Origin of the sequence: Streptomyces sp. WG7, assembly GCF_049975785.1 — a bacterium.
Classification (GTDB): domain Bacteria; phylum Actinomycetota; class Actinomycetes; order Streptomycetales; family Streptomycetaceae; genus Streptomyces.
Genome location: NZ_JBNGGE010000035.1, coordinates 45,129 through 69,632 on the forward strand (window position 1 = coordinate 45,129; position 24,504 = coordinate 69,632).

Consider the following 24,504-nt stretch of genomic DNA (forward strand, 5'->3'; position numbering starts at 1 on the left):
TGCTGCGCTGTACAGGCGGTTTGCACGGGGTTCAACTGTCCGTGATCGTCGTGACCGACGCGTCGCACGGGCGTTGATCCCCATGCCGCCAGCCCCAGGGAGCACGCATGTCCGGACCGCACCGCCCCGCCGATCCGCCGTCCGGCACCCCCGACACGTCCGCCACCCCCGACGCCCCGGAACCGGCCGCGCCGCTGCGGGACGGCGTCACCGACCTCGTCCGCTGGGCGGCCTTCAGCTGCTTCCTCGTCCCGGTCGTGCTCCTCTGGTACGGCACCTCCTTCGCCGGCACCGCCGGTACGGCCCTCGGCCTGGCCGCCGTCACCGGCGTCTGCCGCCTGCTGCTGCGCCGGTCCGAGCGCGTCGCGGCCCGGCTGCCGGGCGACGATTGCGCGGGCCGGGGCGGCCGTCGGCACCGGGCCGGACGGCCGGCGCGCAGGGGCGGGCGGCACGCCGGGCAGAAGACACCGGTCGACTGACCGGTTTCCGCGCACACGTCCGCTTCTTTTCAGCCAACTTCCACCGGTGGTACGTCCCGGTCCCCCACCACCCCCCATACCCCGTTCCACCTGCACGGAAAGGGTCTCAGGGCCCCTGCGCACCCTACGGGGATTGGCCACTGACACAAGGCGTACTTCCCTGTGGCGCCCCGGAGTGCAACGCTTCGTGATCGACTGCTTCACGCCAAGTTGCCATGTCGACAATGTCCCAAGTGCCGAACCGGCCACCTCGGCTCGACGGGACACAGTAGATTCGATCTTGACTGTCTACGGCGGGGGACTCGTGCAGGACCGAGGGGAAACGTGTTGGAGCGACAGACCCGAAAGGACCAGGGCGCCGCGACCACCGAGGGGGGCTTAGCAGTTATGGGCCACGACTCCACTGCCGCGCCGGAATCCGCGGCCCGGAAGCTCACCGGGCGACGCCGCAAGGAGATCGTCGCGGTGCTGCTGTTCAGCGGCGGCCCCATCTTCGAGAGTTCCATACCGCTGTCGGTGTTCGGGATCGACCGCCAGGACGCCGGCGTGCCGCGCTACCGACTGCTGGTGTGCGCCGGCGAGGAAGGCCCGCTGCGGACCACAGGGGGCCTGGAACTCACCGCGCCACAGGGTCTGGAGGCGATCTCGCGGGCCGGCACCGTCGTGGTGCCCGCCTGGCGGTCGATCACCTCTCCGCCGCCGGAGGAGGCGCTCGACGCCCTGCGCAGAGCGCACGAGGAGGGTGCCCGCATAGTCGGGCTGTGCACCGGCGCCTTCGTGCTCGCCGCGGCCGGCCTGCTGGACGGCCGGCCCGCCACCACCCACTGGATGTACGCGCCGACGCTGGCCAAGCGCTATCCGTCGGTGCACGTCGATCCGCGCGAGCTGTTCGTGGACGACGGGGACGTGCTGACGTCGGCGGGCACGGCGGCCGGCATCGACCTGTGCCTGCACATCGTGCGCACGGACCACGGCAACGAGGCGGCCGGCGCGCTGGCCCGCCGGCTGGTGGTCCCGCCGCGCCGCTCGGGCGGGCAGGAGCGCTACCTCGACAGGTCTTTACCGGAGGAGATCGGCGCCGACCCGCTCGCCGAGGTCGTCGCCTGGGCACTGGAACACCTCCACGAACAGTTCGACGTGGAGACGCTGGCGGCCCGCGCCTACATGAGCCGCCGCACCTTCGACCGCCGCTTCCGCTCCCTGACCGGCAGTGCGCCGCTGCAGTGGCTGATCACCCAGCGGGTGCTCCAGGCGCAGCGCCTGCTGGAGACGTCCGACTACTCGGTGGACGAGGTCGCGGGCCGCTGCGGCTTCCGCTCGCCGGTGGCCCTGCGCGGCCACTTCCGCCGCCAGCTCGGTTCGTCGCCGGCCGCCTACCGGGCCGCCTACCGGGCCCGCCGCCCGCAGGGCGAGAGAACGGTGGACCCGGAGGCCGGCACCGCGGGAGCCTCCCGGCCCCCGGCCCCGCCCGAACCGGCCGCCCTGCCGCCCGAGAGCGCCGTCCCGTTCCAGACCCGCCGCACGGCGGCACCGATGCCGACGGCGGCGAGCCTGCCGGGCCAGCGCAGCGCGCCGTGACCCCGTGAACGCCGGACGGGCAGACCCACTCAGCCCGTCCGGCGTTCGAGGACGAGGCCGTCCGGGCCGGAGCGGGGGCCCGGGGGCGGCAGCCCCCGGAGAGGCCCACACCGACGCCGGGGTCCGGGAAACATGCGCCCACCGTAAAGTGGCCGCATGAACGATCGCATGGTGTGGATCGACTGCGAGATGACCGGCCTCTCGCTGTCCGACGACGCGCTCATCGAGGTTGCCGCCCTCGTCACCGACTCCGAGCTGAACATCCTCGGCGAGGGGATCGACATCGTCATCCGCCCGCCGGATCGGGCGCTGGAGACGATGCCGGAGGTGGTGCGTCAGATGCACACCGCGTCCGGCCTGCTCGCGGAGCTCGACGGTGGGACGACGCTGGCGGACGCCGAGGCTCAGGTCCTGGCGTATGTGAGGGAGCACGTGAAGGAGCCGGGCAAGGCCCCGCTGTGCGGCAACTCGGTCGGCACCGACCGCGGCTTCCTGCTGAGGGACATGGCGGCACTGGAGAGCTACCTCCACTACCGGATCGTCGACGTCTCCTCGATCAAGGAGCTGGCCCGCCGCTGGTACCCGCGGGCGTACTTCAACAGCCCCGAGAAGACCGGCAACCACCGCGCGCTCGCCGACATCCGCGAATCCATCGCCGAACTGCGCTACTACCGGGAAGCGGTCTTCGTCCCGCAGCCGGGCCCCGACAGCGACACCGCGAAGGCGATCGCCGCGAAGCACGTCAGGTCCGCCGAGTAGCTGCCGGGCGGCCGGAGAGCGGTGTCCCGAAAAGCCTGGCGCGAGCACCCCTTCGGACCCTGTACACTTTTTCTCAGCCGGTCGGGGAACCCCGCCACGCGGGATTCGACTACCGGCCTTGGTGGGTGTAGCTCAGCTGGTAGAGCACCTGGTTGTGGTCCAGGATGCCGCGGGTTCAAGTCCCGTCACTCACCCTGAGTAATCAGCCGGTGGCCTTCCGAAGAAGGCCACCGGCTGATTCGCGTTGGCGGAGCACGCCGGAGCGGTCGGACCGGCGGAGATCGGGCCATCGGGCCATCGGGCCATCGGGCCATCGGGCCATCGGGCCATCGGGCCATCGGGCCATCGGGCCATCGGGCCAGGCGAACGATCAAACGGTCGGGCAGTACGGCAGTCCGGCCGTCGCGCGGAGGATCACGCGCGGCCCCGCCGCCGCGGCCTCACGACGACCTGCGCTCCACCAGCTCCGTCGCCAGCACCACCTGATGCCGCTCCAGTCCCCGCGAGACCGCCGGACGACGATCCGCGATCTCGGTCAGCAGCAGGTCTATCATCGCGCGGCCCATCTCCTCGATGGGCTGCCGCACACTGGTCAGCGGCGGCTCCATGTGGCGGGCGATGGCCGAGTCGTCGTAGCCGACCAGCGCCACGTCGTCCGGAATGCGCCGGCCCATCTCACGCAGGGCCTGGCGGGCACCGGCCGCGGTGACGTCCGAGGCGGCGAAGACCGCGTCCACCTCCGGGCGACGGCGCAGCAGCTCCAGCATGGCGCGGCGCCCGCCCCCCTCGGTGAAGTCCCCCGCCTCGATCAGCTGCTCGTCCGCGGGGTGGCCCGCGTCACGCAGAGCCTCGCGGTAGCCGTCGACGCGCCGCTGGGCACCGTAGACGTCGAGGCGTCCGGTGATGTGCGCGATGTGGCGCCGGCCGCGCGACACCAGGTGCTCGACGGCCGAGCGGGCACCGCCGAAGTTGTCCGAGTCCACCGACGCCAGCGACTCCGCGGCCGAGCGCGGGCCGCTGATCACCGCGGGGATCTCCAGCTGGGACAGCAGGTCGGGCAGCGGGTCGTCGGCGTGCACCGAGACCAGCAGGACGCCGTCCACGCGGTGCGCGGCCAGGTACTGGGCGAGCCGCCGCCGCTCCCGGTCGCTGCCCGCGAAGATCAGCAGCAACTGCATCTCGGTGTCGGACAGTTCCGAGCCGACACCCTTCAGCATGCCCGAGAAGTACGGTTCCGCGAAGAACCGGGTCTCCGGTTCGGGCACCACCAGCGCGATCGCGTCCGTACGGTTGGCGGCCAGCGCGCGGGCCGCCGTGTTCGGTACGTAACCGAGTTCCGCGACCGCCGCCTCGACCGCCGCCCGGGTCGCGTCGCTGACCCGGGGCGAGCCGTTGATCACCCGGGAGACCGTGCCGCGGCCGACGCCCGCCCGTGCCGCCACCTCTTCGAGGGTGGGCCGGCCACCGCTCCGCCCACGCGCTCCGTGGCCTGCCATCGGCTCCGCCTCCCGTCGACACCCCGCACTCTGCGGCTGGCCTGGAATTTAACAGGCCGGTCGGGTGTAATGACCGGCTCCGGGCCGTCGCCCGCCGCCCGGAGGTGTCTCCGCGCCGCTCGACACGTCCAGTTAACAGGCCGATAACTGAACGCGTTTCGCCGCGTCCGCTCCCTTGACACCCTCGCCCGGACCGACGACTCTTCAACACATCACTTGTGGGAGCGCTCCCACACTACCTGGCACATACACATCCCGCACGTTCCCCGCCCGAGCCGCAGCGACGAACGAACGACATGAAGCAGCGGGCCCAACCATGTAGTTGGCCGGGGGGTCGGCACGTCAGGGCAACAGGAGGACGCAATGCGAGCAGCACGTACACGATCCGCCCGCAAGGCGGTGGTCGTCGCGGCCATCGCGTCGCTGGGCGCCGGGCTGCTGGCCGGCTGCGCCGACGACGGCAACGACGAGGACAGCACGTCGTCGGGCGACAGCAGCGGCAAGACCACCATCACCCTCGGCCTGTTCGGCACCATGGGCTTCAAGGAGGCCGGGCTCTACGAGGAGTACGAGAAGCTCAACCCCGACATCAACATCGAGGAGACCGTCACCGAGCGGAACGAGAACTACTACCCCGCTCTGGTCAACCACCTCACCACCGAGAGCGGCCTGCAGGACATCCAGGCCATCGAGGTCGGCAACATCAACGAGATCGTCGAGACCCAGGCCGACAAGTTCGTGGACATGTCCAAGGTCCAGGGCGTGCAGGCGAGCAGCTGGCTGGACTGGAAGTGGAAGCAGGGCATCACCAAGGATGGCAAGGCGGTCGGTCTCGGCACCGACGTCGGCCCGATGGCGATCTGCTACCGCAAGGACCTCTTCGAGAAGGCGGGCCTGCCGACCGACCGCGACGAGGTCAGCGCGCTGTGGGCCGGCGACTGGAACAAGTTCGTCGAGACCGGCGAGAAGTACAAGAAGGGTGCCGGCAAGGACACCTACTTCATGGACTCGCCCGGCGGTCTGATCAACGCCATCCTCAGCAGTGAGGAGGAGAAGTTCTACGACGCCTCCGGCAAGGTCATCTACAAGACCAACCCCGCCGTCAAGAAGGCCTTCGACCTGACCGCGGAGGCCGCCGAGAAGGGCCTGGTCCAGGCGCAGACCCAGTTCCAGCCGGCCTGGGAACAGACCATCTCCAACAACCTGTTCGCCACCGTCGCCTGCCCGCCGTGGATGCTCGGCACCATCAAGGCCAAGTCCCAGCCCGAGGCGGCCGGCAAGTGGGACGTGGCCGCGGCGCCGAAGTCCGGCAACTGGGGCGGCTCCTTCCTGGGCGTGCCCAAGAGCGGCAAGAACGTGAAGGAGTCGGAGAAGCTGGTGGCATGGCTGACCGCTCCGGAGCAGCAGGCCAAGCTGTTCGCCGTGCAGGGCAGCTTCCCGAGCGCCCCGGCCGCGTACAAGCTGCCCCAGGTGACGGACGCCAAGAACGAGATGACCGGTGACACGCCGCTCGGCGCCATCTTCGCCAAGGCCGCCGACGCCATCCCGGCCCAGGTGATCGGCCCGAAGGACCAGATCATCCAGCAGGGTCTGACCGACAACGGCGTCATCCTCGTCACCCAGGGCAAGTCGCCCGACGAGGCTTGGGAGAACGCCACCAAGACCATCGACAACAACCTGGAGAAGTGACCGGAATGACCACCCGGCACGACACCGCCGCGCCCCCCTCGAAGGGGGGCGCGGCCCCGGGCCGACCGCCCGGTGACGCGGTCTCCCCCGAGGCGGCGAAGAAGCGGGCCCGGCTCTCCCGCCGCTGGCAGCGGGACATGCGCTGGAGCCCGTACGCGTTCGTCTCCCCGTTCTTCCTGCTCTTCGCCGCGTTCGGCCTGTTCCCGCTGCTCTACACCGGCTGGGCCTCGCTGCACTCGGTTCAGCTGACGGCGCCCACCGACATGGAGTGGGTGGGCCTGAAGAACTTCACCAGGCTCTTCGACGACGACTTCTTCTGGAACGCCGCGAAGAACACGCTGACCATCGGCATCATCTCCACGGTGCCGCAGCTCCTGATGGCGATGGGCCTGGCGCACATCCTCAACTACAAGCTGCGCGGCTCCACCTTCTACCGCGTCGTGATGCTGGCGCCGTACGCCACCTCGATCGCCGCCGCCTCGCTGGTCTTCATCCTGCTCTTCGGCCGCGACTACGGCATGATCAACTGGGCGCTCGACTCGGTCGGCCTGGGCAAGATCGACTGGCAGAACGACAAGTGGGCCTCCCAGGTCGCCGTCTCCACGATCGTCGTCTGGCGCTGGACCGGCTACAACGCGCTGATCTACCTGGCGGCGATGCAGGCGATCCCGCAGGAGCTGTACGAGTCGGCGGCGCTGGACGGTGCCAGCCGTTGGCGGCAGTTCATCCACGTCACCCTGCCCCAGCTGCGTCCGACGATCCTCTTCACGGTCATCGTGTCGACCATCGGCGCCTCGCAGCTGTTCGGCGAGCCGCTGCTGTTCGACGCCAACCGGGGCGCGTCGGGCGGCTCCCAGCACCAGTTCCAGACGCTCGGCCTGTACATGTACGAGCAGGGCTGGATCAACCAGCACCTGGGCCGCGCCTCCGCGATCGCCTGGACGATGTTCCTGATCCTCATCGTGATCGGGCTCGTCAACTACGTCATCTCGCGCCGGCTGCGCGCCAGTAGTTAAGGAGAACCGGCCGTGACGACGACCCTGACGAAACCCCCGGCCGAGCCGGCATCCGAGCCGCCCAGGCGGCGCCTGCGGTCCAAGGCGTCCCGGGCCGGCGGGCAGCACCACGCCGGACCGATCGCGTACATCATCCTCGCCGTGTTCACCATCGGCTCGCTGTTCCCGCTGGTGTGGACGGCGATCGCCGCCTCCCGCGACAACCAGCGCCTGGCCCAGACGCCGCCGCCGTTCTGGTTCGGCGCGAACCTCTTCGACAAACTGGAGATCGCCTGGAAGGACGCCAACCTGGGCGAGGCGATCCTCAACACCACCATCGTGGCGGGGATCTCGTCGGTCACCGTCGTCCTGCTGTCGACGGTCGCCGGCTTCGCCTTCGCCAAGCTGCGGTTCAAGGGCCGCAACGCCCTGATGCTGATCGTGGTCGGCACGATGACGGTGCCGCCGCAGCTCAGCGTCATCCCGCTGTACATGATGGTCGCCGAGCTCGACTGGACCGACCAGCTCCAGGCGGTGATCTTCCCGTCGCTGGTCAGCGCGTTCGGCGTGTTCTTCATGCGGCAGTACCTGCTCCAGGCGCTGCCGGACGAGATCATCGAGGCGGCCCGCGTGGACGGCGCCAGCAGCTGGCGCGTGATCTGGCACGTGGTGTTCCCGACGGCGCGGCCCGCGATGGCCGTGCTGGGCATGCTGATGTTCGTGCAGGTGTGGAACGACTTCCTGTGGCCGTTCCTGGTGCTGACACAGACCGGCAGCCCGACCGTGCAGGTCGCGGTGGCGGGCCTCGGCCGCGGTTTCACCCCCGACCAGGCCCTGATCATGGCCGGCGCGCTGCTCGGTACGCTGCCCCTGCTGCTGGTCTTCGCGATCTTCGGCAAGCAGATCGTGGGCGGCATCATGCAGGGCGCCGTCAAGGGCTGACGCCGCGCCCGCGGGGGTCGGGTCACCGCCGCCCCGGCCCCGCCTTCCCCCCTCGTCCTTCGTACCCGTCGGTCTTCCACGACCAGCCACGACCCGCTATGGGAGCGCTTCCATGCTTGAGTCCGCAACGCCGGTGACCCCGGTTACCTTCCCCCCTGCCTTCCTGTGGGGCGCCGCGACCTCGGCGTACCAGATCGAGGGCGCGGTCCAGGAGGACGGCCGTACCCCCTCGATCTGGGACACCTTCAGCCATACGCCGGGGAAGACGGCCGGCGGCGAGACCGGTGACATCGCTGTCGACCACTACCACCGCTACCGCGACGACGTGGCGCTGATGAAGGACCTGGGTCTCAGCGCCTACCGCTTCTCCGTCTCCTGGCCCCGGGTGCAGCCGACCGGCCGCGGCCCCGCCGTCCAGCGCGGCCTGGACTTCTACCGCCGTCTGGTGGACGAGCTGCTGGCCGCCGGGATCAAGCCGGCCGTCACCCTCTACCACTGGGACCTGCCGCAGGAGCTGGAGGACGCGGGCGGCTGGCCGGCGCGGGACACGGCGTACCGGTTCGCCGAGTACGCGCAGATCGTCGGCGAGGCGCTCGGTGACCGGGTGGAGCAGTGGATCACGCTCAACGAGCCGTGGTGCGCCGCCTTCCTGGGCTACGCCTCCGGGGTGCACGCCCCCGGCCGTACCGACCCGGCGGCCTCGCTGCGCGCCGCGCACCACCTGAACCTGGCGCACGGCCTGGGCACGGTGGCGCTGCGTTCGGTGATGCCGACCCGCAACTCGGTGGCGATCAGCCTCAACACCTCCGTGGTCCGGCCGCTGTCGCAGAGCCCGGCGGACCTGGCGGCCGTGCAGAAGATCGACGACCTGTCCGGCGGGATCTTCCACGGCCCGATCCTGCACGGCGCCTACCCGCAGACCCTGCTGGAGGCGACGGCGTCCGTCACCGACTGGTCGCACGTCGAGGACGGCGACCTGGGCCTGATCCGCCAGCCGCTGGACGCGATCTGCCTCAACTACTACACGCCGACCGTGGTGTCGGCGGCGGACGCGGGTTCGCACGTCCCGAACTCCGGTGGACACGGCGAGAGCGACCACTCGCCGTGGCCGGCCACCGAGGACGTGACGTTCCACCAGCCGCCCGGCGAGCGCACGGAGATGGGCTGGAGCGTCGACCCGACCGGCCTGCACGAGCTGATCATGCGCTACAACCGTGAGGCTCCCGGACTGCCGCTGTACATCAGCGAGAACGGCGCCGCCTACGACGACAAGCCCGGCGCGGACGGCACGGTGCACGACCCCGAGCGGGTCGCCTACCTGGACGGCCACCTCAGGGCGGTCCGCCGGGCCATCGCCGACGGCGCCGACGTCCGCGGCTACTACCTGTGGTCCCTGCTGGACAACTTCGAGTGGGCCTACGGCTACGAGAAGCGGTTCGGCGCGGTGTACGTCGACTACGTCACCCAGCAGCGCATTCCGAAGTCGAGCGCCCTGTGGTACGGGCGGGCGGCCCGGACGGGCTCCCTGCCGCCGGTGGAGCCGGCCGAGTAGTCCACTGTCCCGGGAGGCGGGGGCGCGGCATTCCACGGGGGGTGCCGCGCCCCCGCTTGCGGGATGTCATGTGTGCCGGGTGGTCGTCCCGCCGGTGACGTCGCTGACGCCGATCGTGACGTTCCCGCCTCCGCCGGAGACGGGCCGGGGCCGGGCGACCCGTGGGCGCGCTCAGCGAAGGGATCGGGTCCGGTCGGTGGCCGGCGCCGGCCGGGGTTGCCGGCGGCGGCGTACGGTCCCGCGGTGTCCGCGCCGTCCGGTCGCCGCCCGCCCGTTCAGCTGGATCCAGATCCGCACCTCGGTGCCGCCCAGCACGGAGGAGCCGATCCTCACGTCACCGCCCGTCGACTCGGCGAGCCGGCGCACGATGTCCAGGCCGAGGCCCGTGGATCCGTCGCTGCCCGAGCCCCGGCCGCGGGCCATCGCCGCCTCGGGGTCGGCTATGCCGGGGCCCGCGTCCGAGACGAGCACGATCACCGCGTCCTCGCCGTTGTGCAGGTCGACGGCGAAGGCGGTGCCCTCGGGGGTGTGCCGGAAGACGTTGCCGAGCAGGGCGTCGAGGGAGGCGGCCAGGTCGGCGCGGGCCACGGGTATGCGCACCGGCCGGTCGGTGCCGGCCACCCGCCACTTGCGGCCCTCGTCCTCGGCGAGCGCGGACCAGAACCCCATCCGCTCCCGGACCACCTCGGCCGCGTCGCACCCGGCTCCGGGACCGGCCGCGGCCGTCTGCGGCTTGGCGTCCCGGGCGGTGCGGATGATCGTGTCGACCTCGCGTTCCAGCTGCTCGACGGCGGCCCGGGTCTGGTCGGCGGCCGGTCCGTCGCCGAGCGAGGCGGCGTTGAGCCGCAGCACGGTGAGCGGGGTACGGAGTCGGTGGGACAGGTCGGCGGCCAGTTCCCGCTCGTTGGCCAGGAGCTGGACGACCTGGTCGGCCATGGAGTTGAACGCGACCGCCGCGAGCCGCAGTTCGTTCGGCCCCTCCACGGGCACCCGGGCGCCCAGTTTCCCCTCCCCCAGCTCGTGCGCGCCCTCGACCAGGCGCCGCGCGGGCTGCACCATCCGTACGCCCAGCCGGTCGGCGACGGCGACCGAGCCGACGATCAGGGCGGCGCCGACCGCGGCGAGCACCGCCCAGGCCGTGCCGACGCCGTTGGTGACCTCGGACTCGGGGACGTACACCTCGACGACGGCGATCTCGCCGGAGCTGAGCGCGACCGGCTGGAGCAGCGTGGAACCGCCGGTGACCTCCGTGGTGGAGGCGCGCCCCATCCGGCGCACGGCGGCGATGTCCTCGTCGGTGGCGCGCTGCCGGCCGATGCCGGTGGTGCGCCGCCCGGTGTCGGTGGTGCGCCGCCCGGTGTCGGTGGCGCCGCTCGCCTCGCCGGACGCCGGTACGTGCACGGCCATCCCGGCGTCCGAGCCGGCGGAGGCGACGACGCGCTCCAACTGGTCGCGGTCGGTGGTGATGGACAGCGCCGGGGCGACGGCGGCGGCCTCGCGCTCGGCGTTGGTGAGGGCGCGGTCGCGGGCCATCTCCCGGACGACCAGTCCCAGCGGCACCGCGAAGGCGACCACGACCATCGCGGTGACCGCCAGCGACACCTTGACCAGGGCCCACCTCATCGTGGCGGCTCCGCTCCGGGGAGCGTCGCCGGCCCCGTGGGCGGCTGTGCGGGCGGCTGCGTGGGCGGCTCCAGTTTCACGCCGACACCGCGCAGGGTGTGCAGGTAACGCGGCCGGGCCGCGGTCTCACCGAGTTTGCGCCGCAGCCAGGACAGGTGGACGTCGATGGTCTGGTCGTCGCCGTAGGACTGCTGCCAGACCTCGGCCAGCAGTTCCTTGCGGGGGACGACGACTCCTGGCCGGCCGGCCAGGAAGGCGAGCAGGTCGAACTCACGGCGGGTCAGGTCGAGTCGCGTGCCGTCCAGTTCGGCCTGGCGGCGCAGCGGGTCGACGGTGAGGCCGCCGACCCGGATGACGGCCGGCGGTGCCGCCTGAGCGGCGCCGGTCCGGGCGCGGCGCAGTACGGCCGCCATCCGGGCCGACAGGTGCTCGACGGAGAACGGCTTGGTGAGGTAGTCGTCCGCGCCCGCGTTCAACAGCCGTACGACCTCCGCCTCGTCGTCCCGGGCGGTGGCGACGATCACCGGTACGTCGGTGATGCCGCGCAGCATCTTCAGCGCCTCGGAGCCGTCCAGGTCGGGCAGTCCGAGGTCGAGGACCACCACGTCGAAACGGAAGTGGGCGACCTCGCGCAGCGCCTCCAGCGCCGTGCCGACGCTGCGCACGGTGTGCGAGGCGTCGGTCAGCTGCCGGATGAGCGCCGAGCGTACGAACTGGTCGTCCTCGACCACGAGCACACTTGCCATGGGCGGCACCGTACGCCATGCGGGCGCGCCCGGTGCGGGCCCTGTGGACAACTCCGGTGCGTTCCCGTTCCGGCCGGGTTCGGGCGACACGCGTGTGACGCGTGCGGCAGTATGGCCGCGATGCGCAGAGGACTCGTACACGTACTCGCCTGGCTGCTCGCCACCGGCGCGGCGGTCACGCTGTCGTGGTGGGGTGTCCACACGGTGTTGTCGGGCACGGCCTACGACCGTCCCCGCGCCCTGCCCATCACGGCGGCCGACGCGTCCGTGCGCGACTCGCGGGAACCGGACGACGCGGGGGACGCCGACGGCCCGGAGTCGTCGGTCTCCTCCACCAGGAGGCCGCCCCCGTCGGGCAGTCCGTCGTCGGCGCCGAGCACGCCGCCCCGCGAGCCGAGTCCCGCGCCGTCGCGGACGGCGACGGCCACGGCTCCCGCCGCCCCCGGTCCGGCCCCCACGGCTTCCGGCCGGGTCAGGAGTTACGACACGGACGGCGGCCGCGCGGTGTTCGACCTCGGTACCTCGTCCGCTTCCCTGGTGTCGGCGACGCCGGGCGCGGGCTGGTCGATGCAGGTGTGGAAGACGGAGTCGTGGATCCGGGTGGAGTTCACCTCGGGCGCGGACCGGGTGTCGGTGTTCTGCACCTGGCACGACGGGCCGCCGCGGGTGGAGATCGGAAGCTACTGAGCCGGCCGGGCCCGACGGACCCGGCCGGCTCAGTCTGCTCAGCGCCCTGTCGGAATCACCGGGTCACCGGGTCCCGTGTCACCGGAAGACGGAGGCCGGCGGTGCCGGGGAGGCCACCGCCGCCGCGTCCGTCACGGGTGCGGCGCCGCCGGTGAAGTCGGTCAGCGCGCGGCCGTGTTCCACGCGCGCCGGCTGCGGGTCGGAGGCGGCGCGGCGGGTGAGTTCGGCGACCGGCAGCGGGTGGTCGGAGGCGACGAGGACCGCGTTGCCGAAGCGTTTGCCGCGCAGCACGGCCGGGTCGGCGACGAGGGCGAGTTCGGGGAAGCGGTCGGCGGCGGTGGCGATCTGGCCGCGCAGGTGGGCGAGCGGCGGGCCGTCGGCGAGGTTGGCGGCGAAGACACCGCCGGGCACGAGCGCGCGCCGGACCTCGTCGAGGAACTCGGTGGACGTCAGATGGGCCGGGGTCCGGGCCCCGCTGAACACGTCCGCGATGACCAGCCGTGCCCAGCCGTCGGGCACCTTGGCCAGCCCGGCGCGCGCGTCGGTGGAGCGCACCCGGATCCGCGCGCCGGGGTCCAGGGGGAGCTCCCGGCGGACCAGTTGGACGAGGCCTGCGTCCTTCTCGACGACCTGCTGGGTGGAGCGGGGGCGGGTGGCGGCGACGTAGCGGGCGAGGGTGAAGGCGCCGCCGCCGAGGTGCACGGCCTGGACGGGCCTGCCCGCCGGGGCGGCCAGGTCGATGACGTGCCCGAGGCGGCGCTGGTACTCGAAGGACAGGTACGCCGGGTCGTCGAGGTCCACGTGCGACTGCGGGGCGCCGTCGATCAGCAGCGTCCAGGCCCGCGTCCGTTCCCGGTCGGGGACCAGCTCGGCGAGCCCGCCGTCGACGTTCTCGGCGACGGTTTCGGCGGCAGCGCGCCCGCGGCGGGCGTTCCTGGACTTTCCCATCGGTCCATTATCGGCGCACGGGAACGCCTTCGACGGCCGTACCTCCCGGGGGTGGCTCAGCGGCAGCTGTCCGCGGCCTCGATCAGCCGGGCCGCCTCGCCCAGCGCGGCGCGCAGCACGGCGGGGTCGGTCGCCGGGTCGGCCTCACCGGGCGGCAGCAGCCAGGCCGAGCCGTCCACGGGAGGCTCGGGGGCCGGGTCGAGGTGCCGTCCTCGGCCGTCCGTCTCCGTGCAGGTGCTGCCCGGCACGTCCCAGGCGGCGGCCGTGCCCGGGGGCACCAGGAACCCCAGGGTGTCGCAGCCGTCGTCGTGGATCACCGGGCCCACCCCCTCACCGACACCGCGCCTGATGATGTCGACCGCCTCCAGGCCCTGCCGGGCCGGCACGGTGACCACGTCGCAGGCATCACAGGGGGGATCACCGATCCGCCTGGTATCCATCCCGGCCTCCACCACGGAACTCCTCCTCGGACGAGCGGCTCGGGAGTCGGGAGCCTCCCGGCCCACAGGGTTCAACGCGTGGGACCGTCAACGGCTACGGCACGATGCGGCCGTAAAGGATGGCACTTCATGGCAGATCAAGCATGAGATATCCGGTTTGTAGCCAAACACCGGGTGGTCGATCGGTCACAGCCGGTACGTTCTTGCTCGCCGGAAACAGGGCTGCCGGAGGGAGGAATCCTCACCGGTCCCTGTCCCGGCATGGTTCGACGGTTCGCACGAGAGGACCCGGCCATGGCGTCGACGACAGTGCCCTCCGCCCAGCCCGAACGGCCGCCTCGGCCGAACCTCGCCTTCCGGCGGTTGCGCGGAAAGCGCTCGCCGGCCGAGTTCGCCGCGGCGGTGCGCCGGGCCGCGCGCGAGATCGGCGAGCGGGTCAGCTGTGACGCGCGCTACGTCGGGCGGGTCGAGGCGGGCGAGATCCGCTGCCCCAACTACGCGTACGAGCGGGTGTTCCTCCACATGTTCCCCGGCCGCACGCTCACCGACCTGGGGTTCGCGCCCCGCTCGTCGGTACGCGGGCGCCGGGCGCCCGCCGTCGAGAACGCGCCCCCGGCGCACTCCGAACGGTCGCCGCGCGCCGCAAGTGAGACGCACGGGCCCGACGAGGCGTATGAGACGCGGGACACGCAGGACACGGACGACACACAAGGCAGGCATGACCCACACGACCCCCACGACACGTACAACCCGTATGACCCGTATGACCCGTACGACAGGCGTGATCCGCACGACCGTCATGGCACGGACGACCGCCATGACCCGTACAACCCGTACGACACGCACGACACGCACGACGACAATGAGGAGAGCGACGTGCTGCGTCGCGCATTCATGACGAGCGGTGCCACAACGGCCGCCGCCTCGCTGGGCCCCCTGGGGCTCGCCCTCGACGCCGCGGCGGCGCGACGCCCCGTGCGCCGGGCCGGGGCGGGCGACGCGGGCGCCCTCGAAGAAGCCGTCCGCCGGATCCGGCTGCTCGACGACCGGCACGGCGCGGACGGTCTCTACCGGCGCGCGGCGGCCCCGCTGCGCACCGCGTACGCGCTGCTGGACGCCGGCGCGACCCGGCAGGCGACGGCGGACCGGCTCTACTCGGGCGCGGGTGAGCTGGCGATCTCCGTGGGCTGGCTGGCGCACGACTCCGGGCGCTTCGACGACGCCCGCTCCCACTACGCCGAGGCCCTCGCCACCGCCCGGACGACCGGCGACCCGGCTCTGGAGGCGCACGCCTTCTGCAACATGGCGTTCCTGGCCCGCGACGCCGGCCGGCCGCGCGAGGCGGTACGGGCGGCCCAGGCCGCTCAGCGCGCCGCCCGGCCGCTGGGCTCCGCCCGGCTGATGTCCCTGCTGGCGCTGCGCGAGGCGGGCGGCTGGGCGGGGCTCGCCGACCGCGTCGGCTGCGAGCAGGCGCTGGCCCGCGCGCAGGCCTTCTACGAGCGGGGCGCCTCGGACGCCGACCCCGAGTGGATGAGCTTCTACGGCGAGGCCGAGCTGGAGGGGCTGGAGGCGCAGTGCTGGTCCACCCTGGGCGACTGGCCGCGGGCGGCCCGGCACGCACGACGGGCGGCCGGTCTGCAGGACCCGCACTTCACCCGGAACCTCGCGCTGTACTCGGCGGAACTGGCGGACGACCTGGCCCGCGGCGGACGCCCCGACGAGGCGGCGGGGGCGGGCATGCGGGTCCTGGACCTCCTGGGCGAGGTCCAGTCGTCCCGTATCCGTACGATGCTGGCCGGCACGGCCCGGGTGCTCCTCCCCCACCGGCGGGCCTCGGGTGTGGCGCCTTTCCTGGACCGCCACGCGTCCCTGCCGCGGACGGCGTGAGGTCCGTCACCGCCCGGCAGCCGCGGACGGTCGTGCCGCGCCGGGCGGCACGGGTCGGCGACGGGGAGGCACCCCGCGACGCCGGGCGGGGCGCGCCACCCGCCCGCGCGGCGCCGGGCCGAGGTCGGGCCAGGCCGGGCCGAGGTCGGGCCAGGCCGGGCCGAGGTCGGGCCGGGCCGGGCCGGGCCGAGGTCAGCCGGCCAGGTGCCCCAGGTCGTTCCAGCTCTCCAGCGCCGGCTCCCCGTACGCCCACCCCAGCACCGACAGCGACGTGGGATTCAGTCGTATCCGCGCCGCGAAGTCCAGCGGCAGCCCCAGCCACCGCGCGCCGATCGACCGGAGGATGTGGCCGTGGGCGAAGACGAGGACATCGCGGTCCGCCCCACGCGCCCACGCCACGACCTCGTCCGCGCGCGCGGTGACGTCCGCCAGGCTCTCCCCCTCGGGAACCCCGTCCCGCCAGATCAGCCAGCCGGGCCGGACGGCCTGGATCTCGTCGGGGGTCATGCCCTCGTACGCCCCGTAGTCCCACTCCATCAGCGTGTCCCACGCCTGGGCGCGCTCGCCGAAGCCGGCGAGTTCGCAGGTCTCCCGCGCGCGGACCAGCGGGCTGGTGCGCACCTCGACCCCGGGCAGCCCTTCCAGTGGCGCCCGGTGCAGCCGCTCGCCGAGCAGTTTGGCGCCGCGCCGGCCCTCTTCCAGAAGCGGCACGTCGGTCCTGCCGGTGTGTCTGCCGGACAGTGACCACTCCGTCTGTCCGTGCCGTGCCAGCAGGATGCGCGGTGCCATGAAGGGGGCCTTTCCGGGAGGGTGTCGGAGGGGACGCCTCCATCATCGCGCACGCCGTGCACGGGCAACCCGGCGGGCGATGTGGGCGTCTATCAGGGCCGAGGGCGCTCCGTGAACCGGGCGCACGAAGGCCGTAGAGTGGCACGCCCGTGTCCGTCCGAGGCGCGCGAGAACGAAGGGGGAGGGCGATCGGATTGCCGCACACCGAGACACCGGGCACCGAGGCGATCCCGAAACCCCGGCCGCGCTGGTGGACCGAGCTGCCGCTCATCGTCCTCGTGTACGCCTGCTACTCCGCGGGCCGCCTCCTCGTCCGGGGCGACGTCTCCGACGCCGTCGATCACGGTCTGGCCATCCTGCGCATAGAGAAGGTGCTGTTCCTCAACGCGGAGCACCCGCTCAACCGCCTCTTCACCCGCGAGCCGTGGATCGGCATACCGGCCGACTTCTGGTACGCGTCACTGCACTACCTGGTCACCCCCGCGATCCTGGTCTGGATCTTCCGCTCACGCACCGTGCGCTACCGGGCCGCCCGCACCTGGCTGATGACGTCCACGTTCATCGGTCTCATCGGCTTCACCCTGCTGCCGACCTGCCCGCCCCGGCTGCTGGACGCGAGCCACGGCTTCGTCGACACGATGGCCCAGTACAGCACGTACGGCTGGTGGGGCGGCGAGGCGAGCGCGCCGCGCGGCCTGGGCGGGATGACCAACCAGTACGCGGCCATGCCCAGCCTGCACGTGGGCTGGTCCCTGTGGTGCGGGGTGATGCTGTGGCGCTACGGCGGCACACGCACGGCGAAGGTGGCGGGCGTCGTCTACCCGCTGGTGACCACGATCGTGGTGATGGGTACCGCGAACCACTACTTCCTCGACGCCGTGGCCGGCGCGGCCGTGATGGGCGCGGGGCTGCTGCTGACGCCGTTCGTGCTGCGGAGCGCGGACCGGGTACGGACGCGGTTCGCGACCCGCGCCACCCCGGCCGCACAGGCCCCGGCCGGCGTGAGTTCCGCGATTGTCAGTGGTGGATGCCAGACTTCCGCGGGTGAGCGATTTCCACGGCAGCGCGAGCAGCGGTTCGGAGCGGGAGCCGAGCCGGACCCCTCCCCAGCGGACGCGGGGGACGAGACTCCGGCACCGGCTCGCTGAGCTGCGCGGTCCCGACGTACCGGCCAAGGCACTGGACGCGCGCGCCCTGGCCGCGCTCGCCGCCAACCCCGGGTGCCGCCGTCGCGCGATCCTCGACGGCGCCGGGGTGGACAAGGCGTCGCTCGCGAGCGCGCTGGGCTCGCCGTCGGTCTTCGGGCAGTCGCAGTTCGCCTTCGTACGGGGCAACGCCTTCGAGGCGCGGGTCAAGGCGGACGGCGGCGCCGAGCTGCTGCGGCTCGTGCACGAGAAGCTGGACCGGGGCGCCGAGCCGCCCTCCGGCGCGCACGTGCCGGACCTGTCCGCGACCGGCCCCGAGGGCCGCGCGGCCCGGACGTCGCTGGCGCTGCGGGAGGCCACCGGCACACCCGGGGCGTCGAGTACACCAGGGGCGTCCGGTCCACCCGGTACTCCTGGCACGTGGACGCTCCTCGACCACCCGATGCTCGCCCTCGACGTCGCCGGTTCCCCCGCCTTCCTGGAGCCGGACGCCGTGGTGGTGCACCCGGACGGCAGCTGGACGGTGGTCGAGATCAAGTCCTTCCCCATGCTGGACGGCTCCGCCGACCCGGCGAAGGTCGGCGCCGCCGCCCGGCAGGCAGCGGTGTACGTGCTGGCCCTGGAGCGGGTCGCCGCCCGGCTGGACCCCGCCCCGCGCGTGCGCCACCGGGTGCTCCTCGTCTGTCCCGAGGACTTCTCCAACCTGCCCACCGCCTCCGCCGTCGACGTGCGCAAGCAGCGCGCGGTCACCGACCGCCAGCTGGCCCGCCTGACCCGCATCGAGGACATCGCCGACACGCTCCCCGAGGGCGTCTGCTTCTCCCCCGCGCTGCCGGCCGAGGAGCTGACGGCCGCGGTCGAGGCGGTCCCCGCGACGTACGCGCCCGAGTGCCTGTCCGCCTGCGAGCTTGCCTTCCACTGCCGCGGCCGGTCCCTCGAGGCCGGCGCGGTGACCGCGCTGGGCCGCCCGGTACGGGCCGAGCTCGGAGGGCTGTCGACGGTGGAGGACGTGCTGGCGGCGGCCCGGGGGGAGGCCGGTGATCCGGACGACCCGGCGGTGGCCGCGCTGCGCAGGGCGGCCCGGCTGCGTGCGGAGGCCCTCGCGACGGCCGGTGTCGGGGCCGGCGGACAGGAGGCCGCCGGGCACGGGGTCGGCGGGAGCGGGGTCGCCGGGCACGGGGTCGGCGGGAGCGGGGTCGGCGGGAGCGGGGTGGCCGGGTGTCCCTGATCACCACGCTCGCCCGTCTGGAGGCCATGCGCACCGGCCGGGCCCAGCCCGCCGCCACCGTCCGGCACCGGCACCTGTCCGACCGTCCGCTGGTCTTCGTGCCGCTGATCACCGCCGGTGAGGCCGGTGCCCCGCTCGGTGCCCTGGTCGGCACCGACCGGGACGCCCCGCATCTGCTGGTCGTCCCGCAGCCCCGCGACCGCGACCTGCGGTTCGCGTTCCTGGCCGAGCTGGCCGGCATCGTGCTGCCGCACATCGAGGCGTACGCCGACAGTGTGGAGACCGCCGAGCGCACCGAGACCGACCCGGAGACGGGCAAGCGCGTCAAGGTGGAGGTCGACCTGTGCGCGGACGCCGCGCAGCTGGTCGTGCCGAGCCGCGCGGGCATCGACTTCGTCCGGCTGCTGGGCCGGTCGATGCGGTTCCGGCGTACGGCGGAGGAGGACCCGGACACGCCGCATCCCGCGCCGCCGAGGGTGCCGTTGCTCGGCCGGTGGCTGACCCACTACGGCGAGCGGGCCCGGGTCCCCGGCTCCTCCCTCCTCCTGGCCATGACCGACCTGCTGGGCCGGCAGTGGGCGACCGGGCAGTCCACGCTGGAGGACCAGCACCTGGGGGCGCTGCTGGCCTGGATCGACCCGGAGGCCGACGCTGCGGGACTGACCGGCGCGCAGGCCGCGCGGCGCGCCGAACTCGCGCGTGACGCCGACGGCCAGTTGCTGTGCCCGCCCGCGGGCCCGGCGACCGACCCGGCCTTCGACAACAAGCTGCTCGCCCCCGCCATCGAGCGCTACGACCGCGCCCGCACCGCGCTCGCCGCCGCCGAGGACGGCCTGGAGGCCGACGACCGGCTCGGCTCCCTCACCACGGCCGAGCGGGAGATCCGCGCCCTGGTCGAGAGCCGTACCCGCCCCACCTGGGACACGGTGTGGCGGGGTCTGGAGCTGCTGCGGGAGCTGCCCGCCGGCGCGCATGTCGAGGAACGCTGGACCCGCGACCGCTGGTCGTTCACCTCCCACCGCGACCGCGTGCTGTCCGGCGAGCCCCCGCAGCCGCGCCGCGACGACGCGGTGACCGCGGCGAACAAGCTGGCCACGCGCGAGCGCGAACAGGCCCGGCTGGAGGCCCAGGAGGCGCTGGACGATCCACTGGTGATGGCCGGGCGGCGGCTGTCCGGCGAGGCGTTCGCCGGTGAGGTCACCGACGTGGTGATGGCGTACAGCGAGAGCAGGCGGCCCAGTCCGCGCCCGCTGGTCACGGTCCGCACGGACGACCGCCCGCACCTGGGCGAGCGCGTGAAGGTCTACCGGTCGCTGAACGGCAAGCCGCAGGCGGCGGAGTACGTCGGGCCGGCCGACGCGGACGGGGACGGGGTCGGGGGCGGGGGCGGACTGGTCCTGCGGATCGTCGACAAGATGGGCCGCGGCAAGGAGCCCGAGGCCGGGTCGGTGCCCGAGAAGGGGGACCTGGTCTGCTTCACCCTCTTCGAGCACGAGCAGCGGGGCGGCGCGAAACTGCCCGACCCGGAGCAGACCCCGTGGACGCACGGCGGACCGCCCGGCGAGACGGCGGCCGTACCGGAGGCCGCGGACGCCCAGACGGAGGAGGACATCCTGTGACCGCCGAGGCCACCACCGCTCCCGTCGAGGCCGGATTCGACCCGGGCGCCGAGGCCGCCCGCGCCACCGCCGCGATCCTCCACGACACCCTGCACGGCACCGAGCGCGGTGTCGTCGTCGACTCCCCGCCCGGCGCCGGCAAGTCCACGCTCGTCGTCCGGGCGGCGCTGGAGCTGGCCGAGGCCGGCCGCCCCCTGATGGTGGTGGCGCAGACCAACGCCCAGGTCGACGACCTGGTCCTGCGTCTCGCCGAGAAGAACCCCGACCTGCCGGTGGGCCGCCTGCACAGCAGCGACGCCGACCCGTACGACAAGGCACTCGACGACCTCGCGAACGTACGCAAGTCGGCGAAGGCCGCCGACCTCGCCGGGCAGGCCGTCGTCCTGTCCACGGCCGCGAAGTGGGCGCACGTCAAGGTGGACGAGCCGTGGCGGCACGCGATCGTCGACGAGGCGTACCAAATGCGCTCCGACGCCCTGCTGGCGGTCGCCGGTCTCTTCGAACGGGCGCTGTTCGTGGGCGACCCGGGCCAGCTGGACCCGTTCGCGACCGTGGGCAGCGAGCAGTGGGCGGGCCTGTCGTACGACCCGTCGGGCTCCGCGGTGACGACACTCCTCGCGCACAATCCGGGCCTGCCTCAGCACCGGCTGCCGGTGTCGTGGCGGCTCCCGGCCTCGGCGGCGGGGCTCGTCTCCGACGCGTTCTACCCGTACACGCCGTTCCGCAGCGGCACGGACCACGGCGACCGGAGTCTGGCCTTCGCGGTGGCGTCGGACGGCTCGGGCCCCGACCAGGTGATCGACGAGGCCGCCCGTTCGGGCTGGGGTCTGCTGGAGCTGCCCCCGCGGCACACCCCGCGCACCGATCCGGAGGCGGTGCGGGCGGTGGCGGCGGTGGTCCGGCGGCTCCTCGACCGGGAGGGCGCGGCGACGTCCGAGCGCTCGCCCGACCCCGCCCCGCTGACCGCCGGCCGTATCGCCGTCGGTACGGCGCACCGGGACCAGGCGGCGGCGGTACGGGCCGCGCTGGCCGACCTCGGGGTGAGCGACGTGACCGTGGACACGGCGAACCGGCTCCAGGGCCGCGAGTACGACGTCACCGTCGTCCTGCACCCGCTCTCCGGCCGTCCCGACGCCACCGCCTTCCACCTGGAGACGGGCCGCCTGTGCGTCCTGGCCTCCCGGCACCGGCACGCGTGCATCGTGGTGTGCCGGGAGGGGGTCGGCGAGCTCCTCGACGACTATCCGTCCACGGAGCCGGTCCAGCTGGGCACGCTGGTGAAGTTTCCTGACGGCTGGGAGGCGAACCACGCGGTACTGGCCCATCTGGCGGAGCACCGGGTGGCCTGGCGCCCTTGACGCGGAGCGGAACGCGCCGCGCGTGGAGGCGAGCAGGAGCCGGGGCGGGCGGGGGACTCTCGCCACGGCGAGGACACTTCGGCCATTCTGTCCTCGGAGTGCTCATTTGAGCGGTACGTGAACATTCCGCGGGAATCGTTCACGCTTTCCGTCGAGGCATACGGGGGTGCGAGCCGGTGCCGGATCAGCGCACCGGGAAACCGGTGTCGTGAGGTCCGGCCACCTCACGGCGATAGACCTGCCGGGAGCCGCCCTCGGGGCCGGGCCCGGTGACCTCGGCGGGGCGGAAACCCAGGCGCTCGTAGAAGACACGGGCGCCGCTCTCCACCGCTCCGGGGTGATCGGCACCGAAGGTCACCACCTCGACGGTGCCCGGCCCTCGGACGAACCGCCGTACCGCCTCCGTCATCAGCCGCTTGCCGGCTCCCCGCCCCCGTGCCTGCCGGTCCACCACCAACCAGTGCACATGGTGGACCGATGCGTCCGCCCCGAACAGCAGTCCCCCCAGAAGCTCGCCGGATGCCGGAGATTCGGCGACGAGGGCCGTGGAGTGCCGTATGTGGTCCTCGACGGCGCGATGGAAACCGGGGTCGTCCACCATCGGGCCGAACCAGTGCTCCACCTGGGCTGCGAGACCGACGAAGCCGGGGAGATCGGCTTCCTGTCCGAGTCTGACGATCATCGGGGCAGTGTGCCAGACCCACGAGGGCCGACCCGGACGGGCGTTCAGCAGCGGCGCCGACCGGGTCGGTACGGCGGATCAGTACGGCTGCCCGGTGTGGGTGTGGGCGATCCGGGTGGCGAGTCGGTGGATCAGCTCGCGGGCCGGCGCCGGGGCGACGACTTCGATGTGGTCGCTGAACTGGAGCAGCTGCCGTACACCGTCGAGTTGGTCATACGCGACGGTGATCTCGACTCGCCCGTCGTCCCCCTGGGCGCCCGCCGTCCTCAACCGGGCGCCCAGGACCCTGCGGGCCATGTCGAGGAAGTCGGTGTCGAGGCGCGCCGTGACGACGACGTGCCGCTGGTTCTCCAGAGCCTCTCCCAACTCCCTCGCCGTGCCGGCGAGGTCGGCGCCGGGGCGGAGCCGACGGGCGGTGTCGAGCACGGTCCAGTGCTGGAGACGGGAGAGCGCGAACATACGAGGCAGTCCGTCGCGGTCGGCCACGAGGTACCAGCGCCCGGCCCGCAGCACGAGCCCGTACGGGTCGGCCACGTACTCCTGGACGATCGCGGTTCCGCTGCGCCGGTAGCCGATGCGCAGGCGCCTGGCCGTGCGCAGGTCCCGGACCAGGCCGGCCACGTCGGGCGTGGGCGCGGGGTCCTCGAACCAGGGCCGGTTGTCGATCGCGATCACGTCCGTCAGGGCCAGCGGCAGGTCGTCCCGGGTGTGCGCCGGCGACCGGCGAGGCGTGAGCTTGCGCAGCACCGACCGGGCGGCCGCCTCGCCGCCGAGCTGGCGGGCCCGGTCGAGATCGAGCCCGACCGCCCGCAGCAGGTCCGCCTCGCCGGTCGTCAGCTTCGACAGGTCGACCTGGTCGCCGGGCAGCAAGCTGATACCGCCGTACTTGCCCCGCTCGGTGAAGACGGGAATGCCCGCGTCGACGAGCGCCCGCACGTCGCGGAGCACCGTTCTGACCGAGACGCCCAGCTCCTCGGCGAGCGACTCGGCGGTGGTCCGCCGACGTGCTTGCAACGCCGCGAGGAGCTCCATCAAACGCTGCGGTCGACTCATCGCGACGGCTTCCTCGACTTCCTCACCCGAACATGACAGGCGTTGTCAGGTTCTCACGCGAGGCTGACGGCAACGGCCGGAACCGGCCCTCCCGGAAGGAGTCCGACACCCATGTCCGCACCCAACCTCTTCCTCGTCTACGTCAACGACGTCGAGCGCGCGACCGCGTTCTACTCCGATCTGTTCGGCATCGAGCCGGTCATGACCACCCCGCGCTACGTTCCGTTCGAGGTCGCGCCGGGCGTACTGTTCGCGCTCTGGAGCGGCCGGGCGGACCAGGTCACGCCGCAGACGCCGCGCACCTCGGAGGTCGGCCTGATGGTCCCGGGGTCCTCGGTGGCCATCGACGACATCCACGCCGCGTGGGTCGCCAAGGGGGTCACCGTGGTCGAACCGCCTCACGACGAGGTCTTCGGCCGCACCTTCGTGATCACGGACCCGGACGGCAACCTGATCCGGGTCTCGCCCGTCGACTAGGCACCTCCTGCCCGTCTGACCCACCGTGCGAGAGTGACGGTTCCAGGCCCCGGTAGTCGTCACCTCGCGTTGGTGGCCATGGCGGCAGATCGGACGCGTGGCTGGTGTACGCCACGTTCCGCCGGGACGTGGACTTCCTGCACAGCACATCCCCGGCCTCCTCCAGATCGACGACTACAAGGCTTTCACCCGGGCCACGCTCACCTTCCGCGCCCCCGCCTTCACCGCCTTCCGCACCACCCCCAAGGCCCCCGCCGGGGAATAACCGGAGACCGCCTCCTGTTACGTCGCGCAGCGAACCGCGAACGTCACACCACACAGGAGGCACCCCG

General features: G+C 72.9%; 23 protein-coding genes and 1 tRNA gene. 16 read left to right on the plus strand and 8 right to left on the minus strand.

From position 1 onward, the window contains the following. Positions 1 to 107: 107 nt before the first annotated feature. The 4 genes from ACP4J0_RS28015 to ACP4J0_RS28030 all read left to right on the plus strand — a co-directional run bounded on the left by ACP4J0_RS28015 (position 108) and on the right by ACP4J0_RS28030 (position 3,010). Complete coding sequence (locus tag ACP4J0_RS28015) at positions 108 to 479, plus strand: hypothetical protein (RefSeq protein ID WP_426601499.1); 372 nt, start codon at positions 108 to 110, stop codon at positions 477 to 479. Positions 480 to 866: 387 nt separating this feature from the next. After that, positions 867 to 2,057, plus strand: a complete 1,191-nt coding sequence (locus tag ACP4J0_RS28020) for a helix-turn-helix domain-containing protein (RefSeq protein WP_426601500.1) — start codon at positions 867 to 869, stop codon at positions 2,055 to 2,057. A gap of 156 nt (positions 2,058 to 2,213) precedes the next feature. Next, positions 2,214 to 2,816 (plus strand): oligoribonuclease, encoded by a 603-nt coding sequence (gene orn, locus ACP4J0_RS28025; protein ID WP_426601501.1) that lies wholly within the window; start codon positions 2,214 to 2,216, stop codon positions 2,814 to 2,816. Between the two features lie 121 nt (positions 2,817 to 2,937). Beyond that, positions 2,938 to 3,010, plus strand: a tRNA-His gene (locus ACP4J0_RS28030). A 246-nt stretch (positions 3,011 to 3,256) separates the two neighbouring features. Here ACP4J0_RS28030 and ACP4J0_RS28035 read toward each other — a convergent pair. Next, complete coding sequence (locus ACP4J0_RS28035) at positions 3,257 to 4,312, minus strand: LacI family DNA-binding transcriptional regulator (RefSeq protein WP_426601502.1); 1,056 nt, start codon at positions 4,310 to 4,312, stop codon at positions 3,257 to 3,259. Positions 4,313 to 4,675: 363 nt separating this feature from the next. Here ACP4J0_RS28035 and ACP4J0_RS28040 point away from each other — a divergent pair, with 363 nt between their 5' ends. The 4 genes from ACP4J0_RS28040 to ACP4J0_RS28055 all read left to right on the plus strand — a co-directional run bounded on the left by ACP4J0_RS28040 (position 4,676) and on the right by ACP4J0_RS28055 (position 9,490). Beyond that, entirely contained in the window at positions 4,676 to 6,001 is a 1,326-nt protein-coding gene (locus ACP4J0_RS28040) for an ABC transporter substrate-binding protein (protein ID WP_426601503.1), read from the plus strand. Between the two features lie 5 nt (positions 6,002 to 6,006). Beyond that, the gene (locus tag ACP4J0_RS28045) at positions 6,007 to 7,017 is read left to right on the plus strand and encodes a carbohydrate ABC transporter permease (protein WP_426601504.1); all 1,011 of its coding nucleotides are present in this window, start codon (positions 6,007 to 6,009) and stop codon (positions 7,015 to 7,017) included. Positions 7,018 to 7,029: 12 nt separating this feature from the next. Next, positions 7,030 to 7,938 carry a carbohydrate ABC transporter permease gene (locus ACP4J0_RS28050; RefSeq protein ID WP_426601505.1) on the plus strand — a complete coding sequence of 303 codons (909 nt, stop codon included), beginning with the start codon at positions 7,030 to 7,032 and terminating at the stop codon, positions 7,936 to 7,938. A 112-nt stretch (positions 7,939 to 8,050) separates the two neighbouring features. After that, the gene (locus tag ACP4J0_RS28055) at positions 8,051 to 9,490 is read left to right on the plus strand and encodes a GH1 family beta-glucosidase (protein WP_426601506.1); all 1,440 of its coding nucleotides are present in this window, start codon (positions 8,051 to 8,053) and stop codon (positions 9,488 to 9,490) included. A 171-nt stretch (positions 9,491 to 9,661) separates the two neighbouring features. Here the strand turns inward: ACP4J0_RS28055 and ACP4J0_RS28060 are convergent, their stop codons facing one another. After that, the gene (locus ACP4J0_RS28060; RefSeq protein WP_426601507.1) at positions 9,662 to 11,113 is read right to left on the minus strand and encodes a sensor histidine kinase; all 1,452 of its coding nucleotides are present in this window, start codon (positions 11,111 to 11,113) and stop codon (positions 9,662 to 9,664) included. Then, the gene (locus ACP4J0_RS28065; RefSeq protein WP_426601508.1) at positions 11,110 to 11,859 is read right to left on the minus strand and encodes a response regulator transcription factor; all 750 of its coding nucleotides are present in this window, start codon (positions 11,857 to 11,859) and stop codon (positions 11,110 to 11,112) included. Before ACP4J0_RS28065 ends, ACP4J0_RS28060 begins: the two co-directional genes overlap by 4 nt. Before the next feature lie 120 nt (positions 11,860 to 11,979). Between ACP4J0_RS28065 and ACP4J0_RS28070 the strand changes: the two genes are divergently transcribed. Continuing rightward, a complete protein-coding gene (locus ACP4J0_RS28070) occupies positions 11,980 to 12,546 on the plus strand; it encodes a hypothetical protein (RefSeq protein WP_426601509.1) in 567 nt (188 codons plus the stop codon). A 78-nt stretch (positions 12,547 to 12,624) separates the two neighbouring features. On the opposite strand, the gene ACP4J0_RS28075 is transcribed toward ACP4J0_RS28070, so the two are convergent. Then, the gene (locus ACP4J0_RS28075; RefSeq protein ID WP_426601510.1) at positions 12,625 to 13,494 is read right to left on the minus strand and encodes a spermidine synthase; all 870 of its coding nucleotides are present in this window, start codon (positions 13,492 to 13,494) and stop codon (positions 12,625 to 12,627) included. 56 nt (positions 13,495 to 13,550) lie between these two features. Continuing rightward, complete coding sequence (locus ACP4J0_RS28080) at positions 13,551 to 13,934, minus strand: hypothetical protein (RefSeq protein ID WP_426601511.1); 384 nt, start codon at positions 13,932 to 13,934, stop codon at positions 13,551 to 13,553. 294 nt (positions 13,935 to 14,228) lie between these two features. Here ACP4J0_RS28080 and ACP4J0_RS28085 point away from each other — a divergent pair, with 294 nt between their 5' ends. Continuing rightward, complete coding sequence (locus ACP4J0_RS28085; RefSeq protein WP_426601512.1) at positions 14,229 to 15,821, plus strand: hypothetical protein; 1,593 nt, start codon at positions 14,229 to 14,231, stop codon at positions 15,819 to 15,821. Positions 15,822 to 16,013: 192 nt separating this feature from the next. On the opposite strand, the gene ACP4J0_RS28090 is transcribed toward ACP4J0_RS28085, so the two are convergent. After that, entirely contained in the window at positions 16,014 to 16,610 is a 597-nt protein-coding gene (locus ACP4J0_RS28090; protein WP_426601513.1) for a histidine phosphatase family protein, read from the minus strand. Between the two features lie 194 nt (positions 16,611 to 16,804). Between ACP4J0_RS28090 and ACP4J0_RS28095 the strand changes: the two genes are divergently transcribed. From ACP4J0_RS28095 to ACP4J0_RS28110, 4 genes are read left to right on the plus strand one after another with little or no spacing between them, the layout of a single operon-like run. Beyond that, positions 16,805 to 17,758 (plus strand): phosphatase PAP2 family protein, encoded by a 954-nt coding sequence (locus tag ACP4J0_RS28095; RefSeq protein WP_426601514.1) that lies wholly within the window; start codon positions 16,805 to 16,807, stop codon positions 17,756 to 17,758. Beyond that, complete coding sequence (locus tag ACP4J0_RS28100; RefSeq protein ID WP_426601515.1) at positions 17,655 to 18,983, plus strand: hypothetical protein; 1,329 nt, start codon at positions 17,655 to 17,657, stop codon at positions 18,981 to 18,983. The genes ACP4J0_RS28095 and ACP4J0_RS28100 overlap by 104 nt, the downstream gene beginning before the upstream one ends. Continuing rightward, positions 18,974 to 20,602, plus strand: coding sequence for a hypothetical protein (locus ACP4J0_RS28105; protein WP_426601516.1), 1,629 nt, complete (start codon positions 18,974 to 18,976; stop codon positions 20,600 to 20,602). Before ACP4J0_RS28100 ends, ACP4J0_RS28105 begins: the two co-directional genes overlap by 10 nt. Beyond that, complete coding sequence (locus ACP4J0_RS28110; protein WP_426601517.1) at positions 20,599 to 21,960, plus strand: AAA domain-containing protein; 1,362 nt, start codon at positions 20,599 to 20,601, stop codon at positions 21,958 to 21,960. Before ACP4J0_RS28105 ends, ACP4J0_RS28110 begins: the two co-directional genes overlap by 4 nt. A gap of 184 nt (positions 21,961 to 22,144) precedes the next feature. Here ACP4J0_RS28110 and ACP4J0_RS28115 read toward each other — a convergent pair whose 3' ends face one another. Continuing rightward, positions 22,145 to 22,642, minus strand: a complete 498-nt coding sequence (locus ACP4J0_RS28115) for a GNAT family N-acetyltransferase (RefSeq protein ID WP_426601518.1) — start codon at positions 22,640 to 22,642, stop codon at positions 22,145 to 22,147. A gap of 78 nt (positions 22,643 to 22,720) precedes the next feature. After that, complete coding sequence (locus ACP4J0_RS28120; RefSeq protein WP_426601519.1) at positions 22,721 to 23,695, minus strand: helix-turn-helix transcriptional regulator; 975 nt, start codon at positions 23,693 to 23,695, stop codon at positions 22,721 to 22,723. A gap of 111 nt (positions 23,696 to 23,806) precedes the next feature. On the opposite strand from ACP4J0_RS28120, the gene ACP4J0_RS28125 reads away from it, so the two are divergent. Together ACP4J0_RS28125 and ACP4J0_RS28130 are read left to right on the plus strand one after the other, a co-directional pair. Next, positions 23,807 to 24,172: a VOC family protein gene (locus tag ACP4J0_RS28125; RefSeq protein ID WP_426601520.1), complete on the plus strand. Its 366-nt coding sequence runs from the start codon at positions 23,807 to 23,809 to the stop codon at positions 24,170 to 24,172. Positions 24,173 to 24,269: 97 nt separating this feature from the next. Continuing rightward, positions 24,270 to 24,437, plus strand: coding sequence for a hypothetical protein (locus tag ACP4J0_RS28130; RefSeq protein WP_426601521.1), 168 nt, complete (start codon positions 24,270 to 24,272; stop codon positions 24,435 to 24,437). The last annotated feature ends 67 nt before the right edge of the window (positions 24,438 to 24,504 follow it).

Excerpts from the sequence above, each read along its gene's own strand:
- ACP4J0_RS28015 (WP_426601499.1), top strand. The coding sequence starts at position 108 with ATGTCCGGACCGCACCGCCCCGCCGATCCGCCGTCCGGCACCCCCGAC.
- ACP4J0_RS28020 (WP_426601500.1), top strand. The coding sequence starts at position 867 with ATGGGCCACGACTCCACTGCCGCGCCGGAATCCGCGGCCCGGAAGCTC.
- orn (WP_426601501.1), top strand. The coding sequence starts at position 2,214 with ATGAACGATCGCATGGTGTGGATCGACTGCGAGATGACCGGCCTCTCG.
- ACP4J0_RS28035 (WP_426601502.1), bottom strand. The coding sequence starts at position 4,312 with ATGGCAGGCCACGGAGCGCGTGGGCGGAGCGGTGGCCGGCCCACCCTC.
- ACP4J0_RS28040 (WP_426601503.1), top strand. The coding sequence starts at position 4,676 with ATGCGAGCAGCACGTACACGATCCGCCCGCAAGGCGGTGGTCGTCGCG.
- ACP4J0_RS28045 (WP_426601504.1), top strand. The coding sequence starts at position 6,007 with ATGACCACCCGGCACGACACCGCCGCGCCCCCCTCGAAGGGGGGCGCG.
- ACP4J0_RS28055 (WP_426601506.1), top strand. The coding sequence starts at position 8,051 with ATGCTTGAGTCCGCAACGCCGGTGACCCCGGTTACCTTCCCCCCTGCC.
- ACP4J0_RS28060 (WP_426601507.1), bottom strand. The coding sequence starts at position 11,113 with ATGAGGTGGGCCCTGGTCAAGGTGTCGCTGGCGGTCACCGCGATGGTC.
- ACP4J0_RS28065 (WP_426601508.1), bottom strand. The coding sequence starts at position 11,859 with ATGGCAAGTGTGCTCGTGGTCGAGGACGACCAGTTCGTACGCTCGGCG.
- ACP4J0_RS28070 (WP_426601509.1), top strand. The coding sequence starts at position 11,980 with ATGCGCAGAGGACTCGTACACGTACTCGCCTGGCTGCTCGCCACCGGC.
- ACP4J0_RS28075 (WP_426601510.1), bottom strand. The coding sequence starts at position 13,494 with ATGGGAAAGTCCAGGAACGCCCGCCGCGGGCGCGCTGCCGCCGAAACC.
- ACP4J0_RS28080 (WP_426601511.1), bottom strand. The coding sequence starts at position 13,934 with ATGGATACCAGGCGGATCGGTGATCCCCCCTGTGATGCCTGCGACGTG.
- ACP4J0_RS28085 (WP_426601512.1), top strand. The coding sequence starts at position 14,229 with ATGGCGTCGACGACAGTGCCCTCCGCCCAGCCCGAACGGCCGCCTCGG.
- ACP4J0_RS28090 (WP_426601513.1), bottom strand. The coding sequence starts at position 16,610 with ATGGCACCGCGCATCCTGCTGGCACGGCACGGACAGACGGAGTGGTCA.
- ACP4J0_RS28115 (WP_426601518.1), bottom strand. The coding sequence starts at position 22,642 with ATGATCGTCAGACTCGGACAGGAAGCCGATCTCCCCGGCTTCGTCGGT.
- ACP4J0_RS28120 (WP_426601519.1), bottom strand. The coding sequence starts at position 23,695 with ATGAGTCGACCGCAGCGTTTGATGGAGCTCCTCGCGGCGTTGCAAGCA.
- ACP4J0_RS28125 (WP_426601520.1), top strand. The coding sequence starts at position 23,807 with ATGTCCGCACCCAACCTCTTCCTCGTCTACGTCAACGACGTCGAGCGC.